The sequence below is a fragment of the Roseateles sp. GW821-FHT09B06 genome, from assembly GCF_059418245.1.
The window spans coordinates 38,086-54,789 of the sequence record NZ_JBWKPM010000009.1; the positions used below are offsets into that span (position 1 = coordinate 38,086).

General features: G+C 69.8%; 16 protein-coding genes. 7 read left to right on the forward strand and 9 right to left on the reverse strand.

All coding sequences use genetic code 11. The features are described 5' to 3' along the window. The first annotated feature begins 13 nt into the window (after positions 1–13). The 4 genes from hutH (at position 14) to AC07OQ_RS10195 (ending at position 4,353) form a co-directional block, all read left to right on the forward strand. Positions 14–1,567: a histidine ammonia-lyase gene (gene hutH, locus AC07OQ_RS10180; protein ID WP_495053004.1), complete on the forward strand. Its 1,554-nt coding sequence runs from the start codon at positions 14–16 to the stop codon at positions 1,565–1,567. Positions 1,568–1,814: 247 nt separating this feature from the next. Beyond that, positions 1,815–2,768 (forward strand): ABC transporter substrate-binding protein, encoded by a 954-nt coding sequence (locus AC07OQ_RS10185; protein ID WP_495053005.1) that lies wholly within the window; start codon positions 1,815–1,817, stop codon positions 2,766–2,768. Between the two features lie 10 nt (positions 2,769–2,778). Next, positions 2,779–3,558, forward strand: coding sequence for an ABC transporter permease (locus tag AC07OQ_RS10190; RefSeq protein WP_495053006.1), 780 nt, complete (start codon positions 2,779–2,781; stop codon positions 3,556–3,558). Between the two features lie 12 nt (positions 3,559–3,570). Beyond that, positions 3,571–4,353, forward strand: a complete 783-nt coding sequence (locus AC07OQ_RS10195; protein WP_495053007.1) for an ABC transporter ATP-binding protein — start codon at positions 3,571–3,573, stop codon at positions 4,351–4,353. Between the two features lie 85 nt (positions 4,354–4,438). Here the strand turns inward: AC07OQ_RS10195 and AC07OQ_RS10200 are convergent, their stop codons facing one another. From AC07OQ_RS10200 to nudB, 4 genes are read right to left on the reverse strand one after another with little or no spacing between them, the layout of a single operon-like run. Further along, positions 4,439–5,860, reverse strand: a complete 1,422-nt coding sequence (locus AC07OQ_RS10200; protein ID WP_495053008.1) for a C13 family peptidase — start codon at positions 5,858–5,860, stop codon at positions 4,439–4,441. Between the two features lie 45 nt (positions 5,861–5,905). Further along, positions 5,906–7,210: a cardiolipin synthase ClsB gene (gene clsB / locus AC07OQ_RS10205; protein ID WP_495053009.1), complete on the reverse strand. Its 1,305-nt coding sequence runs from the start codon at positions 7,208–7,210 to the stop codon at positions 5,906–5,908. Further along, on the reverse strand, positions 7,207–8,016 hold the full coding sequence (locus tag AC07OQ_RS10210; RefSeq protein WP_495053010.1) for an endonuclease/exonuclease/phosphatase family protein: 810 nt from the start codon (positions 8,014–8,016) through the stop codon (positions 7,207–7,209). Before AC07OQ_RS10210 ends, clsB begins: the two co-directional genes overlap by 4 nt. Then, on the reverse strand, positions 8,013–8,489 hold the full coding sequence (gene nudB, locus AC07OQ_RS10215; RefSeq protein ID WP_495053011.1) for a dihydroneopterin triphosphate diphosphatase: 477 nt from the start codon (positions 8,487–8,489) through the stop codon (positions 8,013–8,015). The genes AC07OQ_RS10210 and nudB overlap by 4 nt, the downstream gene beginning before the upstream one ends. Before the next feature lie 224 nt (positions 8,490–8,713). Between nudB and AC07OQ_RS10220 the strand changes: the two genes are divergently transcribed. From AC07OQ_RS10220 to AC07OQ_RS10230, 3 genes are read left to right on the forward strand one after another with little or no spacing between them, the layout of a single operon-like run. Then, entirely contained in the window at positions 8,714–9,097 is a 384-nt protein-coding gene (locus tag AC07OQ_RS10220; RefSeq protein WP_495053012.1) for a hypothetical protein, read from the forward strand. Next, the gene (locus tag AC07OQ_RS10225; RefSeq protein WP_495053013.1) at positions 9,084–9,653 is read left to right on the forward strand and encodes a cell division protein FtsI; all 570 of its coding nucleotides are present in this window, start codon (positions 9,084–9,086) and stop codon (positions 9,651–9,653) included. The genes AC07OQ_RS10220 and AC07OQ_RS10225 overlap by 14 nt, the downstream gene beginning before the upstream one ends. A 31-nt stretch (positions 9,654–9,684) precedes the next feature. After that, the gene (locus AC07OQ_RS10230; RefSeq protein ID WP_495053014.1) at positions 9,685–10,368 is read left to right on the forward strand and encodes a flagellar basal body L-ring protein FlgH; all 684 of its coding nucleotides are present in this window, start codon (positions 9,685–9,687) and stop codon (positions 10,366–10,368) included. A 21-nt stretch (positions 10,369–10,389) separates the two neighbouring features. Here AC07OQ_RS10230 and AC07OQ_RS10235 read toward each other — a convergent pair whose 3' ends face one another. The 5 genes from AC07OQ_RS10235 to AC07OQ_RS10255 form a co-directional block, all read right to left on the reverse strand. Then, complete coding sequence (locus AC07OQ_RS10235; RefSeq protein WP_495053015.1) at positions 10,390–12,030, reverse strand: hypothetical protein; 1,641 nt, start codon at positions 12,028–12,030, stop codon at positions 10,390–10,392. A 243-nt stretch (positions 12,031–12,273) separates the two neighbouring features. Then, complete coding sequence (aspS, locus tag AC07OQ_RS10240) at positions 12,274–14,067, reverse strand: aspartate--tRNA ligase (RefSeq protein ID WP_495053016.1); 1,794 nt, start codon at positions 14,065–14,067, stop codon at positions 12,274–12,276. A gap of 110 nt (positions 14,068–14,177) precedes the next feature. Beyond that, a complete protein-coding gene (locus AC07OQ_RS10245; protein WP_495053017.1) occupies positions 14,178–14,834 on the reverse strand; it encodes a DUF502 domain-containing protein in 657 nt (218 codons plus the stop codon). 10 nt (positions 14,835–14,844) lie between these two features. Then, complete coding sequence (locus tag AC07OQ_RS10250) at positions 14,845–15,156, reverse strand: FmdB family zinc ribbon protein (RefSeq protein ID WP_495053018.1); 312 nt, start codon at positions 15,154–15,156, stop codon at positions 14,845–14,847. A gap of 55 nt (positions 15,157–15,211) precedes the next feature. Next, positions 15,212–16,669, reverse strand: a complete 1,458-nt coding sequence (locus AC07OQ_RS10255) for a high affinity choline transporter 1 (protein ID WP_495053019.1) — start codon at positions 16,667–16,669, stop codon at positions 15,212–15,214. Positions 16,670–16,704 lie beyond the last annotated feature (35 nt).

The window sequence follows — 16,704 nt, forward strand, 5'->3', positions numbered from 1 at the left end:
AAGGACAAGGACAATGAATCTGGAAATCACCCCGGGCGAACTGAGCCTCGAGCAACTGCGCAGCATCCGCATGGGCGGCCAGAACGGAACATTGCGGCTGAGCCTGCACGCCAGCGCGCATGAGGCCATCCGCCGCAGCGCCGCCGTCGTGCAGGCGGCCGCGGCCGGCGACGCCCCGGTCTATGGCGTCAACACCGGCTTCGGCAAGCTGGCCAGCAAGCGCATCAGCAAGGAGGAACTGGCCACCCTGCAGCGCAACCTGATCCGTTCGCATTGCGTGGGCGTGGGCGCGCCGCTGCAGCCCTCGGTCGTGCGCCTGATGCTGGCCACCAAGGCGGCCTCGCTGGCGCGCGGCTTCTCCGGCGTGCGCGCGGAGGTCGTGCAATGCCTGCTGGACGCCTTCAACGCCGGCCTGGTGCCCTATGTGCCGGCGCAGGGCTCGGTGGGCGCCTCGGGCGACCTGGCCCCGCTGTCGCACATGACCCTGGCCCTGATGGGCGAGGGCGAGATGCTGGTGGACGGCGAGCGCATGCCCGCCGGCCCCGAGCTGGAAAAGGCCGGGGTCAAGCCCCTGGTGCTGCAGGCCAAGGAAGGCCTGGCCCTGATCAACGGCACCCAGACCTCCACCGCGCTGGCGCTGGAAGGCCTCTTGCGCTTCGAAAAGGTCTATGCCTCGGCCATCGTCAGCGGCGCGCTGAGCCTGGACGCCGCCCGTGGCAGCGACGGCCCCTTTGACGCGCGCATCCATGCGGTGCGCGGCCAGCCCGGCCAGATCGAGGCCGCCCAGGCCTACCGCCAGATCCTGGCCGGCAGCGAGATCCGCCAGTCGCACCGCGAGGGCGACGACCGCGTGCAGGATCCCTACTGCCTGCGCTGCCAGCCCCAGGTGATGGGCGCCTGCCTGGATCAGGCCCGCTATGTGCGCGACGTGCTCTTGCGCGAGGCGAACGCGGTGACCGACAACCCGCTGGTGTTCGCCAACGCGGACGGTACGGCCTACATGGTCTCCGGCGGCAACTTCCACGCCGAACCGGTGGCGCTGGCCGCCGATGCGCTGGCCTGCGCGATCGCCGAGGTCGGCGCGATCGCCGAGCGCCGCATCGCGATGCTGATCGATGCCAGCGTCTCGCGCCTGCCGCCCTTCCTGACCGAGAACGCCGGCCTGAACTCGGGCTTCATGATCGCCCATGTGACCGCCGCGGCGCTGGCCAGCGAGAACAAGAGCCTGGCCCACCCGGCCAGCGTCGACAGCCTGCCGACCAGCGCCAACCAGGAGGACCATGTCAGCATGGCCACCTTCGGCGCGCGCCGCCTCGGCGCGATGCTGGACAACACCGCCCACATCATCGGCATCGAGCTGCTGGCCGCAGCCCAGGGCATCGAGTTCCTGCGCCCGCTGAAGAGTTCGCGCGCGCTCGAGGAGGTGCATGCGATGGTGCGCAAGGTCTGCCCCCCGATGCCCGAGGACCATTACCTGGCGCCGGACATCGAGCGCGCGACCGAGCTGGTGTTCGCCGGCGAGCTGGCACGACTCGTGCGGCGCGAAGGCAGCATCGCCGTCTTCTAAAGCCCACCCCCGACGCGCTTCGCGCGCCCCCTCAAAGGGGCCGAGGCCGGACACAAACAGTCCTGAGGACTGTTTGTGCCTGCCGAGGGCCAAGGCCTCTGGCCTTGGCAAGCCCGCAGGACCGGCAAAGCCGGATCCTCGCGCTTCGCGTTATCGGCCCGGCAACGGCACCGGGTGATCCCGGAGGGCCAAAGACGATGAACCGCACCATCATCGTTCCCTCTTCCAGACTGGAGTTCCTTGCACCATGAAAACGCTGTCGCTGATCGCCCTTGCCGCTTCCCTGGCCTTTGTCGTTGGCGCCCAGGCCCAGGAGACCAAGGTCGGCATCGGTATTTCCGGCTGGACCGGCTTCGCGCCGCTGACCCTGGCCAAGGAGGCCGGCCTGTTCAAGAAGAACGGCCTGGACGTCAGCATCAAGAAGATCCCGCAGAAGGACCGCCACCTGGCGATCGCCTCGGGCGACGTGCAATGCGCGGCCACCACGGTGGAGACCTGGATCGTCTGGAACGCCAACGGCGTGGCGACCACGCAGATCTTCCAGCTCGACAAGAGCTTCGGCGCCGACGGCATGGTCGTGAAACCCGGCATCGCGAAGATCGCCGACCTGAAGGGCAAGACCGTGGCCGCCAGCGCGCCCGGCACCGCGCCCTACTTCACGCTGGCCTGGATGCTGAAGAAGAACGGCGTCTCGGTGAAGGAGGTCAAGGTGGTGAACCTGGAGCCCCAGGCCGCGGCCAATGCCTTCATCGCCGGCACCACCGACCTGGACGCCGGCATGACCTACGAACCCTATCTCTCCGGCGTGCGCGCCAAGCCCGAGGCCGGCAAGATCATCGCCACGACGCTGGACTACCCGATGGTGATGGACACCTTCGGCTGCACGCCCAAATTCCTGGCCGAGAACCCCAAGGCCGCCAAGGCCCTGGCCGACAGCTATTTCGAGGCCCTGGCCATGATCAAGGCCGACCCGAAGAAGAGCTTCGAGATCATGGGCACCGACGTCAAGCAGACGGGCGAGGCCTTCGAGAAGAGCCAGGCCTTCCTGCGCTGGCAGGACAAGGCCGCCAACCAGAAGTTCTTCGGAAGCGGCGAGCATGCGGCCTTCAGCAAGGAGGCCGCCGAACTGCTGCTGGAGGTGGGCATCATCAAGGCGATCCCGGACCTGTCCAAGCTGGCCGATACGCGCTTCATCCAGTAATCAGCCGCCCATGCGTCCACTGACCCCCGTGTCGCCGAGGAGCCGCGTGCTGCTCGGCCTGTCCTTCTTCATCGTCTTCACCGCGCTGTGGGCCCTCGCCACCTTCGGCGGCTTCGTCAGCAAGACCTTTCTGGCCGACCCGCTGACGATGCTGCGCTCGGGCTGGACCCTGCTCGCCGAGATGGGCTTCGCGGCCGATATCGGCATGACGGTCTGGCGCGTGCTGGGCGGCTTCCTGATCGCCGCCGCGCTGGCGCTGCCGCTGGGCGTCGCGATGGGCACCTACAAGCCGGTCGAGGCCTTCTTCGAGCCCTTCGTGTCCTTCGCCCGCTACCTGCCGGCCTCGGCCTTCATCCCGCTCCTGATCCTCTGGGCCGGCATCGGCGAGGCGCAGAAGCTGGCGGTGATCTTCATCGGCAGCTTCTTCCAGCTGGCCCTGATGATCGCGGTGGCGGTGGGCAACCAGCGGCGCGACCTGGTCGAGGCGGCCTACACCCTGGGCGTCTCGGACCGCACGCTGATCACCCGCGTGCTGCTGCCCGGCGCCGCACCCGAGATCGCCGAGATCCTGCGCATGGTGCTGGGCTGGGCCTGGACCTATGTGATCGTGGCGGAGCTGATCGGCGCCAGCAGCGGCATCGGCCACATGATCACCGACAGCCAGGCCCTGCTGGCCACCGACCAGATCATCTTCGGCATCATCGTGATCGGCCTGATCGGCCTGGTCAGCGATTTCGCCTTCAAGGCGCTCAATCGCGCGCTGTTCCCCTGGGCCCAGCTGGGCAGATGAATCAATCGGCCGATGACGACCTCCATACTCTCGATCCGCGGCGTCAGCCGCCGCTTCACCACCGGCACCCAGCAGACCCTGGCCCTGCAGGCCACCGATCTCGAGGTCGCCGAGAACGACTTCGTCACCATCCTCGGCCCCTCCGGCTGCGGCAAGTCGACGCTGCTGCGCATCGTCGCCGGACTGGACCAGCCCAGTGGGGGCCAGGTCTTGCTGGACGGCCACCAGGTACGCGGCCCCGGCGCCGACCGCGGCATGGTGTTCCAGAGCTACACCCTGTTCCCCTGGCTGACGGTGCTGGACAACGTCTGCTTCGGGCTGCGCGAGCGCGGTCTGCCGCGCTCGCAGCAGCTCGAGATCGCGCAGGGCTTCCTGAGCCAGGTGGGGCTGGCCAAGTTCGCCGGCCACTATCCCAAGCAGCTCAGCGGCGGCATGCAGCAGCGCACCGCGCTGGCGCGCGCGCTGGCCAACCAGCCGCGCATGCTCTTGATGGACGAGCCCTTCGGCGCGCTGGACCACCAGACCCGCGAGCTGATGCAGGAGCTGCTGCTAGGCATCTGGGAGCGCGAGCGCAAGACCGTGCTGTTCGTCACGCACGACATCGACGAGGCCATCTTCATGGGCTCGCGCGTCGTCGTGATGAGCGCGCGGCCGGGCCGCATCAAGAGCGACCTGCCCTCGCCCTTCCCGCACCCGCGCCATTACTCGGTCAAGACCACGCCCGAGTTCGCCGCCCTGAAGGGCGAGCTGACCGAACAGCTGCGCACCGAGGTGCTGGCCAGCGCCATGGCCTAGGCCTGGCGCCGCGAGCGCACGGACGAGATGGCGCCGGCGCGTCACCGCCCCGAGGCCCGGCGCCGGCTTCCCGGGACGGGCGACGCTAGGGGCGGCCGAGCCGGACCTCCAGCAGCTCCAGCTGCCGGCGCGCGAGGTGGCCCATGCGGATCTGCGGGTTGGAATAACCGTCGCTCTTGCCTGCCTCCTGCTCGCGCTGCTCGATGACGCGGCGCGCCTCGGCATGGGCCGCCTCGAAGGAACGCGTCGTCCGCCGCAGCTGCTCGGCATACAGGGCGCGGCCGAAGAAGGTCAGCTCGGAGCCGCGGCCGCAGCCGTAGGAGCTGTGCTCGGCGTCGGCCGCGGTCATCACCAGCGTGCCCTCGTCCGCCAGCGGCTCGATCCAGCTGCCCGAATAACAGGCCGACACCGAGAGAACGCGATAACGCACGCCCGCCTCGTCCAGCCAGCGCTTGAGCAGCTGCGGCGTCACCTCGTCCAGCTCCAGCGGCCACAGCGCGGCCGAGAGCTTGCCGTCGCGCGCACCATGCGAGCTGAGATGGATGAACAGCAGGTCCTCGTCGCGGTTCATCAGCGCGGCCATCTGCCGGATCGCGCGCTGCAGGTTGAGCGGCGTGGCCCAGGGCCACGACTCGGCGGTGGCGCTGCTGTTGACCAGCTGCAGGCTGCGCCCCTGGGCGCCGAAGCGCGTGCGCATCACCTCGTCCACCAGGGCGCTTTCGCGCTTGAACACATCCTCGTGGCCATAGGGCGCGAAGCCGAGCGCATACAGCTCGACCTGCCCGGCCCGCCCGGGCTCGAGTTCGCCCAGGCGGCGCTCCAGCAGGCCGGCCTGCAGCTCCATCAGCTCCTGCGTCAGGCGCAGCTGCGCGGGGCGCACGGCCTCCGGCTCGGCCGGATACCAGAACTGCTTCGGTTGCAGCCAGGCCTGCAGCAGCGTCACGCCGACGAGCAGCGCGCCGGCCACACCGAGTCGCAGCGAGAAAGAAGGGCCGCAGCGGCTCAGCAGCCGCAGTTGCGCGGCCAGCAGCCAGGCCACGGCGCAGCCCCACAGCAGCCAGCCGCCCCAGGCCCCAAGGCGCTCGTGCAGCCCCTCGCGTACGAGCGGCACCAGGACCAGGCTGCCGAAGAACAGCACCGGCAGGCTCTGCGCGAGCAGCAAGCTGAACAGGTCGGCGCCGCTCCGGGGCCTCCCGCCGGGCTCCGCGGCCCGGCCCTGCGCCGCCATTGGCACCAGCCACCAGCACAGCCAGGCCAGCACCACGGTGCCGAGCCAGCCGCCCAGCAGGCCGCCCCAGTAGACCTGGGCAGGTCCGACGATGTAGAGCCGCTCCACCAGCAGGCCGGCCGCCGTCGGCACCAGCAGCAGAACGGCCGCCGCGCCCGGCGTGGCGCGCAGGCTGCGCCAGTCCGGCCGCATGAACAGCGCGCTTCTGAGTCCCTGTCGCCACCATGAGCGCAAGGTCGTCGCCCGGGCCGTCTCGACGGGCGGGTCGTTCTCGTTCATCGTCCTCTCCATTTGGCGTCGGACCGTAGCGAGTTCGGGGTGCCCTCAATAGCGACCGGTCGCTCCCGCCACGCGCAGATAGACATAGGCGGTCCAGGCCACCAGCGCGCGCGTCAGCATGCCGCGCAGCCCGGCGCCGCCCCAGCGTTTCAGATCCACCTGGCAGGACACGGCGGCGGCCGCCTCGAACTGCAGCGCCACCGCACGCGCGAACTCGGCATCGCGCACCAGCACATTGGCCTCCAGGTTCAGCAGCAGCGACAGCGGATCGATATTGGAGCTGCCCACCGTGGCCCAGCTCTCGTCGACCACGCAGATCTTGGCGTGCAGATAGGCCGGCATGTACTCGAAGACCTGCACGCCGTGGCCCAGCAGCTCGGCATAGAGCGCCTGGGCGGCCAGGCCGGCGATGCGGTAGTCCAGCTTGCCCTGCAGCAGCAGGCGCACCTGCACGCCGCGCCGCGCGGCGTCGCGCAGCGCGCGCCGGAAGGCATGGCCGGGATAGAAATAGGGCGAGATCAGGTCCACCCGCTCGCGCGCGGCGCGGATCGCGTCGATATAGGCGCGCTCGATGGTGCGGCGCTGGCGCAGGTTGTCGCGCAGCACGAAGGCCGCGCAGACCGGGGCCAGGTCTTGCCAGTCCGCCGGCGCCGAGCCGCCGCGCTGACGCCGGCCGCGCGGCATGCGCAGGCGCCGCGCCAGGCGGCGCAGCCGGCGCACCGGCTCGGGGCTTCGCACCAGGGCCAGCAGCTCCTCGCCGAAGTCCCGGCCCAGCCAGGCGCGCGTCCAGACCGCACGCGCCGCCTGCGCCACCGGCAGCACCGCCGGGCCGCGCAGCGCGACCGCGAAGTCCAGCCGCGGCAGCTCGGTCTCGCCATGGTGCAGGTCGAGCCGGTCGTCGATGATGTTGATGCCGCCCACGAAGGCCAGTTCGCCGTCGACCACGCAGAGCTTCTGGTGCAGGCGGCGCAGCTGGCCCGGCTGCAGCCAGCGCCACCAGCGGTCGATCGGCCGGAACACGGCCAGCGCCACGCCGCTGCCTTCCAGCGCGTTCTGCAGCCAGGGCAGGCTGGCCTTGGAGCCGAAGCCGTCCACCACCACGCGCACGCGCACGCTGCGCGCCGCGGCGGCGCGCAGCGCCAGCACCAGCGCGGCGCCGGCGCTGTCGCTGTGGAAGATGTAGCAGGCCACCCAGACCTCGCTGCGCGCGGCGGCGATCGCGGCGATCTGGGCCGGGAACAGCTCGTCGCCGCCTTTCAGCAGGCGCAACTCGTTGCCGCCGCTGTATTCGGGCAGCGCAACGGCGTGCCAGGAGGAGATATGTTCGGCCTCGACGCTTCCGGCACTCACGCGAGTTCGAGCTCCGCGACAAGGGGCAGATGGTCCGACATGCGCGCCCAGACCGGGCCGCGCGGCACCTGCGTGCTGACGCAGCGCAGGCCGCGCGTGTAGATGCGGTCCAGCGAGAAAAAGGGCAGGCGCGACGGGAAGGTGGCCTGGCGCCGCAGGCCCGGCCCCTGGGCGCGGTGCAGGCCATGCTCGCGCATCGGCGCGTCGAGCTTCTCGCCCCAGTCGTTGAAGTCGCCGGCCACGATCAGCAGGCCGTCGGCCGGCACCTCGGCGTCGATGTACTCGGCCAGGCGCTGCACCTGCCGCACCCGGCTGCCATGCATCAGGCCCAGATGGGCCACCACCGCATGCACGGTCTGGCCCTGCCATTGCACCGGCACATGCAGCAGGCCGCGCTGTTCGAAGCGGTGGTCGGAGACATCGTGGTGGCCCACGTCGCCCAGCGGCCAGCGCGACAGCAGCGCATTGCCATGCTCGCCATGCTTGGTCACGGCATTGGTGCGATAGGCCACCTCGTAGCCGTCGGGCGCCAGGAACTCGGCCTGCCCCTGCTCGGGCCAGCCGAACCAGGTACGCTCGAAGGTCTTGGCGTCGCGATGGTGGAAATGGCGCACCTCCTGCAGGAACACCAGGTCGGCCTCCAGCGCCTCGACGCCCAGGCCCAGGTTATGGATCTCCAGGCGCTTCTGCGGCCCGACGCCGCGCACGCCCTTGTGGATGTTGTAGGTGGCGACCCTCAGGGTCCGCAGGCGCGAGCCGAGGAGGCCGGCCTGCGGCGGCGCCGCCTGCTTGAGGGCCGGTCTCATGGAGCGACGCCCTCCCCCACGAAGCGCGGCAGCTGCAGCACCGCCTCCGCATTGGAGGGCGAGAAGCACAGATCGGCCGCCTCGCGCCAGGGCAGCCAGCGGTAGCGCAGATGCTCGCGCGGCGCGAGGCGCACCGCGGTGCCGGCCGGCACCGTCAGGCCGAACACATGCTCGGTGTTGCGGGTCACGCCCGGCGCGTAGCGGTGACGCCAGACCGGGTAGATCTCGTAGACGTTGCTAAGCCGCCAGTCGAGCAGCTCACCGCCGGCGATGCCGGTCTCCTCCAGCACCTCGCGGCGCGCGGTGTCGGCGGGCGGCTCGTCGGGGGCATCCAGCGAGCCGGTGACGCTCTGCCAGAAGCCGGGCCGGTCGGCCCGCTCCAGCATCAGCACCTGCAGGTCCGGCGTGTGGATCACCACCAGCACCGACTCGGGGATCTTGTAGCGGCTGGGTTCGAGGGCGCTTGCGCTCATGGCAATAAGCATAGCCGACCCGCCGCCGCGCGCTCTGCGCCCCTTTGTACGACGCCAGCAATATTGTTGCCGGCTTATGCCATGTTTGTTGGCGCCGGGACGGATCAGGTTTCCGGGCCGCCACAGTCAAGCCCGGGCCTGGCGGTGTCGGCCGAGCCTTATCCGGAAAACCGAAAAAATCCGCGCTCCTAGCATTCGCTTCTCTTCATGCAAGGAGCACGCAGATGAATGTGACGAATCCCCTCAGCACCCTGTCCAAGCTGCTGCCGGTGGCTTCGGGGCCGACGCCCCGCAAGCAGCTGGGCAGCTTCGAGGTGAATGCCCGCGAGTTCGGGCCGGTGGCGGCCACGGCCATCGGCGCGGTGCAGGCCGGTGCCACGGCGGCCGAGACCATGTACGAGTTCAGCACCGAAAGCCTCAGCAAGCTGGGCCAGGCCACCGAGCAGGCGGTGGACCAGGTGGTGGACGCCGTCGAGGACGGCTACGAGGCCGTCAGCGACACGCTGGGCGACATCGTCGACGGCGTGGGCGATGCCGCGCAAAGCGTGGCCGGCTATGCCGCGCTGGGCCTGGCGGCCGGCCAGCGCCTCGTCAATGAGCTGGCCTGAGCGCCCGCGTGGCGCCGCTCGGCTGGCATTGCTGGCCGCCGTGGCCGCGCTGGGCGGCTGCTCGGTGCTCGGCCCGGCGCCGACCTGGGAGCTGATCAAGGCCGGCTCCGGTGTCGCCGGCATGGCGCTGGCCTACGGACCGAGCAGCGCCAGCCAGACCGTGCACCATGGCGACGCGGTACCGGCGCGGGTCTGCATCGAGTTCAATCGCGACGTGCAGGCCACCGAGCTGGTGCCGGCCCTGCTGGCCGAACTGCGCGAGCACCGCGTCGCCGGCCGCGTCTACGAGCCAGGCCAGGGCCTGCCGGACTGCGCGGTCTGGCTGCGCTATGTCGCCAGCATCCAGTGGGGCACGCCGCCCTTGTCCAGCGACTACCGCGCCTATCTGGCCGCCGCCTCGCTGAGCCTGCACCGTGCCGACGGGCGCCTGCTGGCCAGCAGCAGCTACCTGCTCGACGAGGGCTGGGGCGCCCCGCTGGGCATGGGCCGCTGGAGTTCGACGCGCAGCAAGCTCGCACCCGTGGTCAAGGCCTTGCTGACCGGCTTCGAGAGCTGAGAAGCACAGAATGTTTCCGAGGGAACCCTAGATGACACGCCACACCGCCGCCCTGCTGGCGGCCGCCCTGCTGAGCGCCTGCGCCGGCCCGCCCGTCAGCAGCGTGCCCGGGCCGCTGCTGGTGCAGCCGATGCAGCCGGCCACCTATCTGGAGCGCGCGCCCAACGGCGCGATCTACCAGCCGCATATGCAGACCGCCTCGCTGTTCTCCAGCGAACGCAAGCCGCGCCAGATCGGCGATACCCTGAAGGTGGACATCGCCGAGAGCCTGCGCGCCAGCCAGAAGCTGGCCACCGACACCAGCCGCGACAACAAGCTGGCCGTCAAGGGTCCCGGCGGCAGCAAGGCCGGCGGCCTGCTCGGGGCGATCCTGAACGCCGATGCAAGCGCTTCCGGCAGCGATGCCTACAAGGGCTCGGGCCAGACCGAGAACAGCAGCAGCTTCGCCGCGCAGATGGCGGCCTCGGTGATCAATGTGCTGCCCAACGGCCATCTGGTGGTGGCCGGCGAGCGCAGCATGGCCTTCAACGGCGGGCTGAGCACGCTGCGCTTCTCCGGCGTGGTCGACCCGCGCGACATCAGGCCCGGCAATGTGGTGACCTCGGCCGACGTGGTCAACGCGCGGCTGGAGGTGGCCGGCAAGGGCGATGTGTCGGATGCCGGCCAGCGCAGCTGGCTGCAGCGCGTGCTGGCGCAGAGCCTGTCGGTCTGGTGAACCCGCCGCCGCTTCAGGCCTTCAGGCCGGGCGCAGCGCCAGCTCCACCTGCTCGGCCCGCGCGCCCAGCTGCTCGGCCAGCGCGGCCAGCGCCGCGCGGTCCAGCGGCTCCTGCTGCAGCAGGCGCTGCAGCTGACGGGCCGCGGCGGCCAGCTCCGCCGCGCCCTGCTGCGGCGCATGGCGCTGCCGCGCCTCGCGCAGCAGGCCCAGCAGCCGCTCCAGCAGCGCCGCCAGGCGGCCGGCGCGGCTGAGATCGGCGCGCCGCCAGGCGGAGCCCGGTTCGCGCAGCAGCCACAACAGCGCCACCAGCCGTCCGTCGACCCGCAGCCCCAGTTCCAGGCGCGTCTGCCGGCCGTCCGCGGCCAGCACCTCGCCCAGCTCCACCCGCCAGGGATGGCTGGCGGCATCGGCGCATTGCAGCGGCGCCTTGGGCGCCGACAGCGCATGCAGATAGCCGGGCATCTGCGGCGCCAGCAGCGGCTCGGCCCGACCGTCGGCCGGCAGCGGCCGGTAGCGGCCGTTGCCGGCCGCGTCCCACCACAGCCGCAGCCCGCTCAGGCCCAGGCCCTCGAGCAGGCGCGGCCGCATGCGCTGCCAGGCGGCCTCGAAATCCGCGCCGCGCTCCAGCGTCCAGGCCTGGCCGGCCAGTTCGAGCAGCAGCGCGTCGGCACCGGTGGCATCGGTGTCGAAGCGCGCCAGCGCCTCCAGCCCGGCCGGCATCTGGCTTTGGTTCAGCGAGGCCTCCAGGCGCTGGCTCTGCTGGGCGTGGTGCCAGCTGGGGCCCAGCTCGCCGCGCTCCTGCGCCAGCTCGGCCAGCCGCGCATGAATGGCGGCCTGCAGCGCGCGCGCTTGCAGGGTCTCGGCCAGGGCCAGGGCCTCCCGGGCCCATTGCAGCGCCACCTCGCCCTGCTGCAGCTCGCTTTGCAGCAGCGCGGCCTGGGCCTGCAGCCAGCGGTAACCGCAGCGCTGCGCCAGCGCCAGCGCCTCCTGCGCCAGCGTGAGCGCCAGCGCGCCGTCGCCGCGATCGCGCGCGCAGCGTGCGTGGTGCCAGATCGCCTCGGCCTGGTAGTCGCGGTGGCCGGCCTCGCGCGCGGCACACAGCGCCTCGTCCAGCGCCGGCAGCGCGGCCTGCGGGCCCTGGGTGGCGCGCAGCGAGGCGGCGCGGTTCAGCGCGATCTTGGCGCGCAGATAGGCGTCGCGCGCGAGACGCGCGTAATGCGCTTCGGCCTCCTCCAGCACGCGGCCACCGCGCGCCCATTCGCCCAGCGCATAGCAGAGATGCGCCAGGCCGATGCGCGCCAGGCAGGCGCTGCGCGAATCGTCGCTGGCCCAGCTCAGCGTCTGACTCCAGGCGTTGCAGGCCTGGGTGTAGTCGCCGCGCTGGTAATGCAGACGGCCCAGGGCCTCGCTCAGCTCGGCCGCTTCGGCCAGCGAGCCCTGCTTCTCGGCCAGGCTCAGCGCGGCCTGGAGTTCGTCCTGCAGTTCCGCGGCGCGGCCCCAGCGCTCCAGCACGAAGAACGCGCCCTGCAGCGCCGCCCGCGCCAGCGCCGGCTCGCGCTGGCCCATCAGGGCCCGCAGCCGCGGCAGCGCCAGGCCGGGGCGGCGCATCACCAGGCGCTCCCAGCGCGCCTTGTCCGCGACACCCAGTCCGGTCTTGTTCATCGGGGTTTCATTCGGATTGCGAAAGGCGCAAGCATAGCGAGCCCGGGTGAAGAAACGAAAAAGGGCGCCCCGAGGGACGCCCTTAGCCGTTTGACTCAACGGAGCCCGAGGATCCGGCTCCGCCGGTCCTGCGGGCTTGCCAAGGCCTGAGGCCTTGGCCCTCGGCAGGCACAAGCAGTCCTCAGGACTGCTTGTGTCCGGCCTCGCCCCCTTGAGGGGCGGCCGCAGGCCGTAGGGGCTGGGTCATGCGGCCGCGGCGCCCGGGTTGCGCAGGCGGATATGCAGCTCGCGGAGCTGCTTCTCGTCGACCATCGAGGGTGCGCCGGTCAGCAGGCATTGGGCGCGCTGGGTCTTGGGGAAGGCGATCACGTCGCGGATCGAATCGGCCTTGGTCATCATCGTGACGATGCGGTCCAGGCCGAAGGCCAGGCCACCATGCGGGGGCGCGCCGTACTGCAGCGCATCCAGCAGGAAGCCGAACTTGACGCGCTGCTCCTCCGGGCTGATGTTCAGGGCCTCGAAGACCTTGGCCTGCACATCGGCGCGGTGGATGCGCACCGAACCGCCGCCCAGCTCCCAGCCGTTCAAGACCATGTCGTAGGCCTTGGCGATGCAGGCGCCGGGGTCGGTGGCCATCAGGTCCTCGTGCCCGTCCTTGGGCGCGGTGAACGGATGGTGCACGGCCGACCAGCGCTTGTTCTCCTCGTCTTCCTCGAACATCGGGAAGTCCACCACCCACAGCGGCGCCCAGACGTCGTCGAACAGGCCATTGGCCTTGCCGAACTCGCTGTGGCCGACCTTCAGGCGCAGCGCGCCGATCGCGTCGTTGACCACCTTGGCCTTGTCGGCACCGAAGAAGATCAGGTCGCCGTCGGCGGCGCCGGTGCGCTTCAGGATCTCGCTGAGGGCGGCGTCGTGCAGGTTCTTGACGATCGGCGACTGCAGGCCCTCGCGGCCCTTGGCCAGCTCGTTGACCTTGATCCAGGCCAGGCCCTTGGCGCCGTAGATCTTGACGAACTCGGTGTAGCTGTCGATCTCGCCGCGGCTGAGCTGGGCGCCGCCCGGCACGCGCAGCGCGACGACGCGGCCGCCCTTGGTGGTGGCCGGGGTCGAGAAGACCTTGAAGTCGACGTCGGCCATCACCTCGGTCAGCTCGGTGAACTGCAGCTTGACGCGCAGGTCGGGCTTGTCCGAGCCGTAGAGGAACATCGCATCGGCGTACTTCATCACCGGATACGCGCCCAGGTCGACGTTCAGCGCCTTCATAAAGACATGACGGATCATGCCCTCGAACATCGCGCGGATCTCTTCCTCGGTCAGGAAGCTGGTCTCGATATCGATCTGGGTGAACTCGGGCTGGCGGTCGGCTCGCAGGTCCTCGTCGCGGAAGCACTTGGTGATCTGGTAGTAGCGGTCGAAGCCGGCCACCATCAGGAGCTGCTTGAAGAGCTGGGGCGACTGCGGCAGCGCGAAGAACATGCCGTCATGGACGCGGCTCGGCACCAGGTAGTCGCGCGCGCCCTCGGGCGTGCTCTTGGTCAGCATCGGGGTCTCGATGTCGACGAAGCCCTGCTCGTCCAGGAACTTGCGCACTTCCATCGCCACGCGGTAGCGCAGCATCAGGTTGTTCTGCATATAGGGGCGGCGCAGGTCCAGCACGCGATGGGTCAGGCGCGTGGTCTCGCTGAGGTTCTCGTCGTCGAGCTGGAACGGCGGCGTGACGCTGGGGTTCAGCACTTCCAGCTCATGGCACAGCACCTCGACCTTGCCGCTCACCAGGTTGGCGTTCTCGGTGCCGGCCGGGCGCGCGCGCACCTTGCCGACCACCTTCAGGCAGAACTCGTTGCGCACGTCTTCCGCTTGCTTGAACATCTCGGCGCGGTCGGGGTCGCAGACGATCTGCACCAGGCCTTCGCGGTCGCGCAGGTCGATGAAGATCACGCCACCATGGTCGCGGCGGCGGTGGGCCCAACCCATCAAGGTCACGGTCTGGTCGAGCAGCTTCTCGCTGACTTGGCCGGCGTAGCAGGTTCGCATATTGTTTTCTCCGGATTCTGGGGGCCGCGACGCTGGCGCGGCCGGGGTGTTCGTGAGGAAAGCGCTGTCAGGCTGGACCGCCCTCAGGGTTGAGCGCGTGCTGACGGCGCTCAACCCGGCCTATTTCGATTGTCCGGCGCCAGGACCGGCGCGGGCGCATTCGGCGCCACCACGCCCATCGAGATGATGTGCTTGAGCGCCTCGTCGACGCTCATCGCCAGGGGACGCACGCTCTCGCGCGGCATCATCAGGAAGAAGCCCGAGGTGGGGTTGGGCGTGGTCGGCACGTACAGGCTGACATGCTCGCCGCCCAGCGCCAGCGCCACCTCGCCGGTGGGCCGGCCGGTGACGAAGGCGATGGTCCAGCTGCCCTCGCGCGGGTACTGCACCAGCACCGCCTCGCGGAAGGCATTGCCGCTGCTGGAGAACAGGGTGTCCGAGACCTGCTTGACCGAGCTGTAGATGCTCTTGACGATCGGGATGTTGGACATCAGCCGATGCCACTGCTTCAGCCACCATTGGCCGAAGATATTGGCCACGAACACGCCGGTCAGCAGCAGCGCGCCGACCAGGATCACCAGGCCCAGGCCCGGCACATGGCGCAGGCCCTCGATGCTGTCGTGCGCCGAGGTCGGCGAGACGGCCTGCAGCGCGCTCAGCAGCGAGGCGAACACGCCGTCGATAATGCCCAGCACCCACAGCAGCACCCAGATGGTGATCGCCAGCGGAAGCCAGACCAGCAGACCGGTGATGATGTACTTCTTCACAAGGTCCTTATCAGTGGCAGGCGCAGGAACCGCCGCAGGACGCCGGGGCGGAGGCCGTGCCGCCGCCCGCGGAGTCGGCGCTGCTGCCACTGTCGGCCGCAGCGGCCGCGGGCGCCGTAGCGGCGGCGGACGAGCTTGCACCGCCCTTGAAGTCGGTGGCGTACCAGCCCGAACCCTTGAGCTGGAAGCCGGCCGCGGTGAGCTGCTTGCTGAAGGATTCGGCACCGCAGGCGGGGCAGGTGCTCAGCGGCGCGTCGGAGAGCTTCTGCAGCACGTCCTTGGCATGGCCGCAGGCGCCGCAGCGGTAGGCATAGATGGGCATGGTCGTCTAACTAAACCGTTGATTAAAAAGGCGAAATTATAGGGGCTGCGCCGGATCAGGCCTTTTGGGGCGCGCCGCCGGCCAAGCGGTGGTGCGAACCCTGCACGTTCCCGATGGCCTGCGGCCCCAGCGAACCGACCAGCATGCCCGCCACGCCGGCCAGGAAGCCGGCCAGTTGGGCCGGGAACTGCTCGCCGGCCGGCGTCACCATGAACAGCACCCAGGTGAGGATGCCCAGCACGATCGTGAAGATCGCGCCCTGCGTCGTGGCACGCCGCCAATAGAGACCGAACACCAGGGGCACGAAGGCGCCGACCAGGGTCACCTGGTAGGCGGCCGACACCATCTCGTAGATCGGCGTGCCCTGCAGGGCGATCGCATAGGCGCAGACGCAGACCGAGAAGATCAGCACCGCGATGCGCATGGTGCGCAGCTCCTGCTTGTCGGAAACACGCGGAAAGAACTGGCGCCAGATGTTCTCGACAAAGGTCACCGACGGCGCCAGCAAGGTGGCCGAAGCGGTGGACTTCAGGGCCGAGAGCAGCGCGCCGAAGAAGATCACCTGCATGATGAAGGGCATCTTGTCCATCACCAGTGTGGGAATCACCTTCTGCGGGTCCTCGCCGATCAGGCCCTGGGCCTGCTCCGGCATGATGATCAGCGCGCTGACGACGATGAACATCGGCACGAAGGCGAACAGGATGTAGCAGATGCCGCCGATCACCGGGCCGCGCGTGGCGGCCTTCATGTCCTTGGCCGACATCACGCGCTGGAACACGTCCTGCTGCGGGATCGAGCCCAGCATCATCGTGATGGCCGCGGCGAGGAAGAACACGATGTCGTGGAAGCTGGGCTCGGGCAGGAACTTGAACAGATCCTTGCTGGTGGCCAGATCGATCACCTTGTCGGCGCCGCCGGCCATGTCGGCCGCGAACATCGCAATGATGGTCAGGCCCACCACCAGGATGATCATCTGGATGAAGTCGGTCACCGCCACCGACCACATGCCGCCGAACAGGGTGTAGGCCAGGATCGAGGCGGTGCCGAGGATCATGCCCAGCGGGATGCTGATCGCGCCGCCCGACAACAGGTTGAACACCAGGCCCAGGGCCGTCACCTGCGCCGACACCCAGCCCAGATAGGACAGGATGATGATGAAGCTGCACACCACCTCGACCACGCGGCCATAGCGCTCGCGGTAGTAGTCGCTGATGGTCAGCAGGGTCATCTTGTAGAGCTTGGCCGCGAAGAACAGGCCCACCAGGATCAGGCAGGAGCCGGCGCCGAAGGGGTCCTCCACCACGCCGTTCAGCCCGCTCTGCACGAATTTGGCGGGGATGCCCAGCACCGTCTCGGAGCCGAACCAGGTGGCGAAGGTCGTGGTGACGATCATCACCAGCGGCAGATGGCGGCCGGCGATGGCGAAGTCCGCCGTGTTCTTGACCCGCTTGGCGGCCCACAGGCCGATGGCGATGGTGACGAGCAGGTAGGCGAAGACCAGGGTCAGGAGCATGGCAGCGATCCTCGGGGCGCTAGAGGGGTCGGTCG

Excerpts from the sequence above, each read along its gene's own strand:
- AC07OQ_RS10185 (WP_495053005.1), top strand. The coding sequence starts at position 1,815 with ATGAAAACGCTGTCGCTGATCGCCCTTGCCGCTTCCCTGGCCTTTGTC.
- AC07OQ_RS10255 (WP_495053019.1), bottom strand. The coding sequence starts at position 16,669 with ATGCTCCTGACCCTGGTCTTCGCCTACCTGCTCGTCACCATCGCCATC.
- AC07OQ_RS10200 (WP_495053008.1), bottom strand. The coding sequence starts at position 5,860 with ATGAACGAGAACGACCCGCCCGTCGAGACGGCCCGGGCGACGACCTTG.
- nudB (WP_495053011.1), bottom strand. The coding sequence starts at position 8,489 with ATGAGCGCAAGCGCCCTCGAACCCAGCCGCTACAAGATCCCCGAGTCG.
- AC07OQ_RS10250 (WP_495053018.1), bottom strand. The coding sequence starts at position 15,156 with ATGCCCATCTATGCCTACCGCTGCGGCGCCTGCGGCCATGCCAAGGAC.
- AC07OQ_RS10235 (WP_495053015.1), bottom strand. The coding sequence starts at position 12,030 with ATGAACAAGACCGGACTGGGTGTCGCGGACAAGGCGCGCTGGGAGCGC.
- AC07OQ_RS10190 (WP_495053006.1), top strand. The coding sequence starts at position 2,779 with ATGCGTCCACTGACCCCCGTGTCGCCGAGGAGCCGCGTGCTGCTCGGC.
- AC07OQ_RS10220 (WP_495053012.1), top strand. The coding sequence starts at position 8,714 with ATGAATGTGACGAATCCCCTCAGCACCCTGTCCAAGCTGCTGCCGGTG.
- AC07OQ_RS10225 (WP_495053013.1), top strand. The coding sequence starts at position 9,084 with ATGAGCTGGCCTGAGCGCCCGCGTGGCGCCGCTCGGCTGGCATTGCTG.
- AC07OQ_RS10195 (WP_495053007.1), top strand. The coding sequence starts at position 3,571 with ATGACGACCTCCATACTCTCGATCCGCGGCGTCAGCCGCCGCTTCACC.
- AC07OQ_RS10230 (WP_495053014.1), top strand. The coding sequence starts at position 9,685 with ATGACACGCCACACCGCCGCCCTGCTGGCGGCCGCCCTGCTGAGCGCC.
- aspS (WP_495053016.1), bottom strand. The coding sequence starts at position 14,067 with ATGCGAACCTGCTACGCCGGCCAAGTCAGCGAGAAGCTGCTCGACCAG.
- AC07OQ_RS10210 (WP_495053010.1), bottom strand. The coding sequence starts at position 8,016 with ATGAGACCGGCCCTCAAGCAGGCGGCGCCGCCGCAGGCCGGCCTCCTC.
- hutH (WP_495053004.1), top strand. The coding sequence starts at position 14 with ATGAATCTGGAAATCACCCCGGGCGAACTGAGCCTCGAGCAACTGCGC.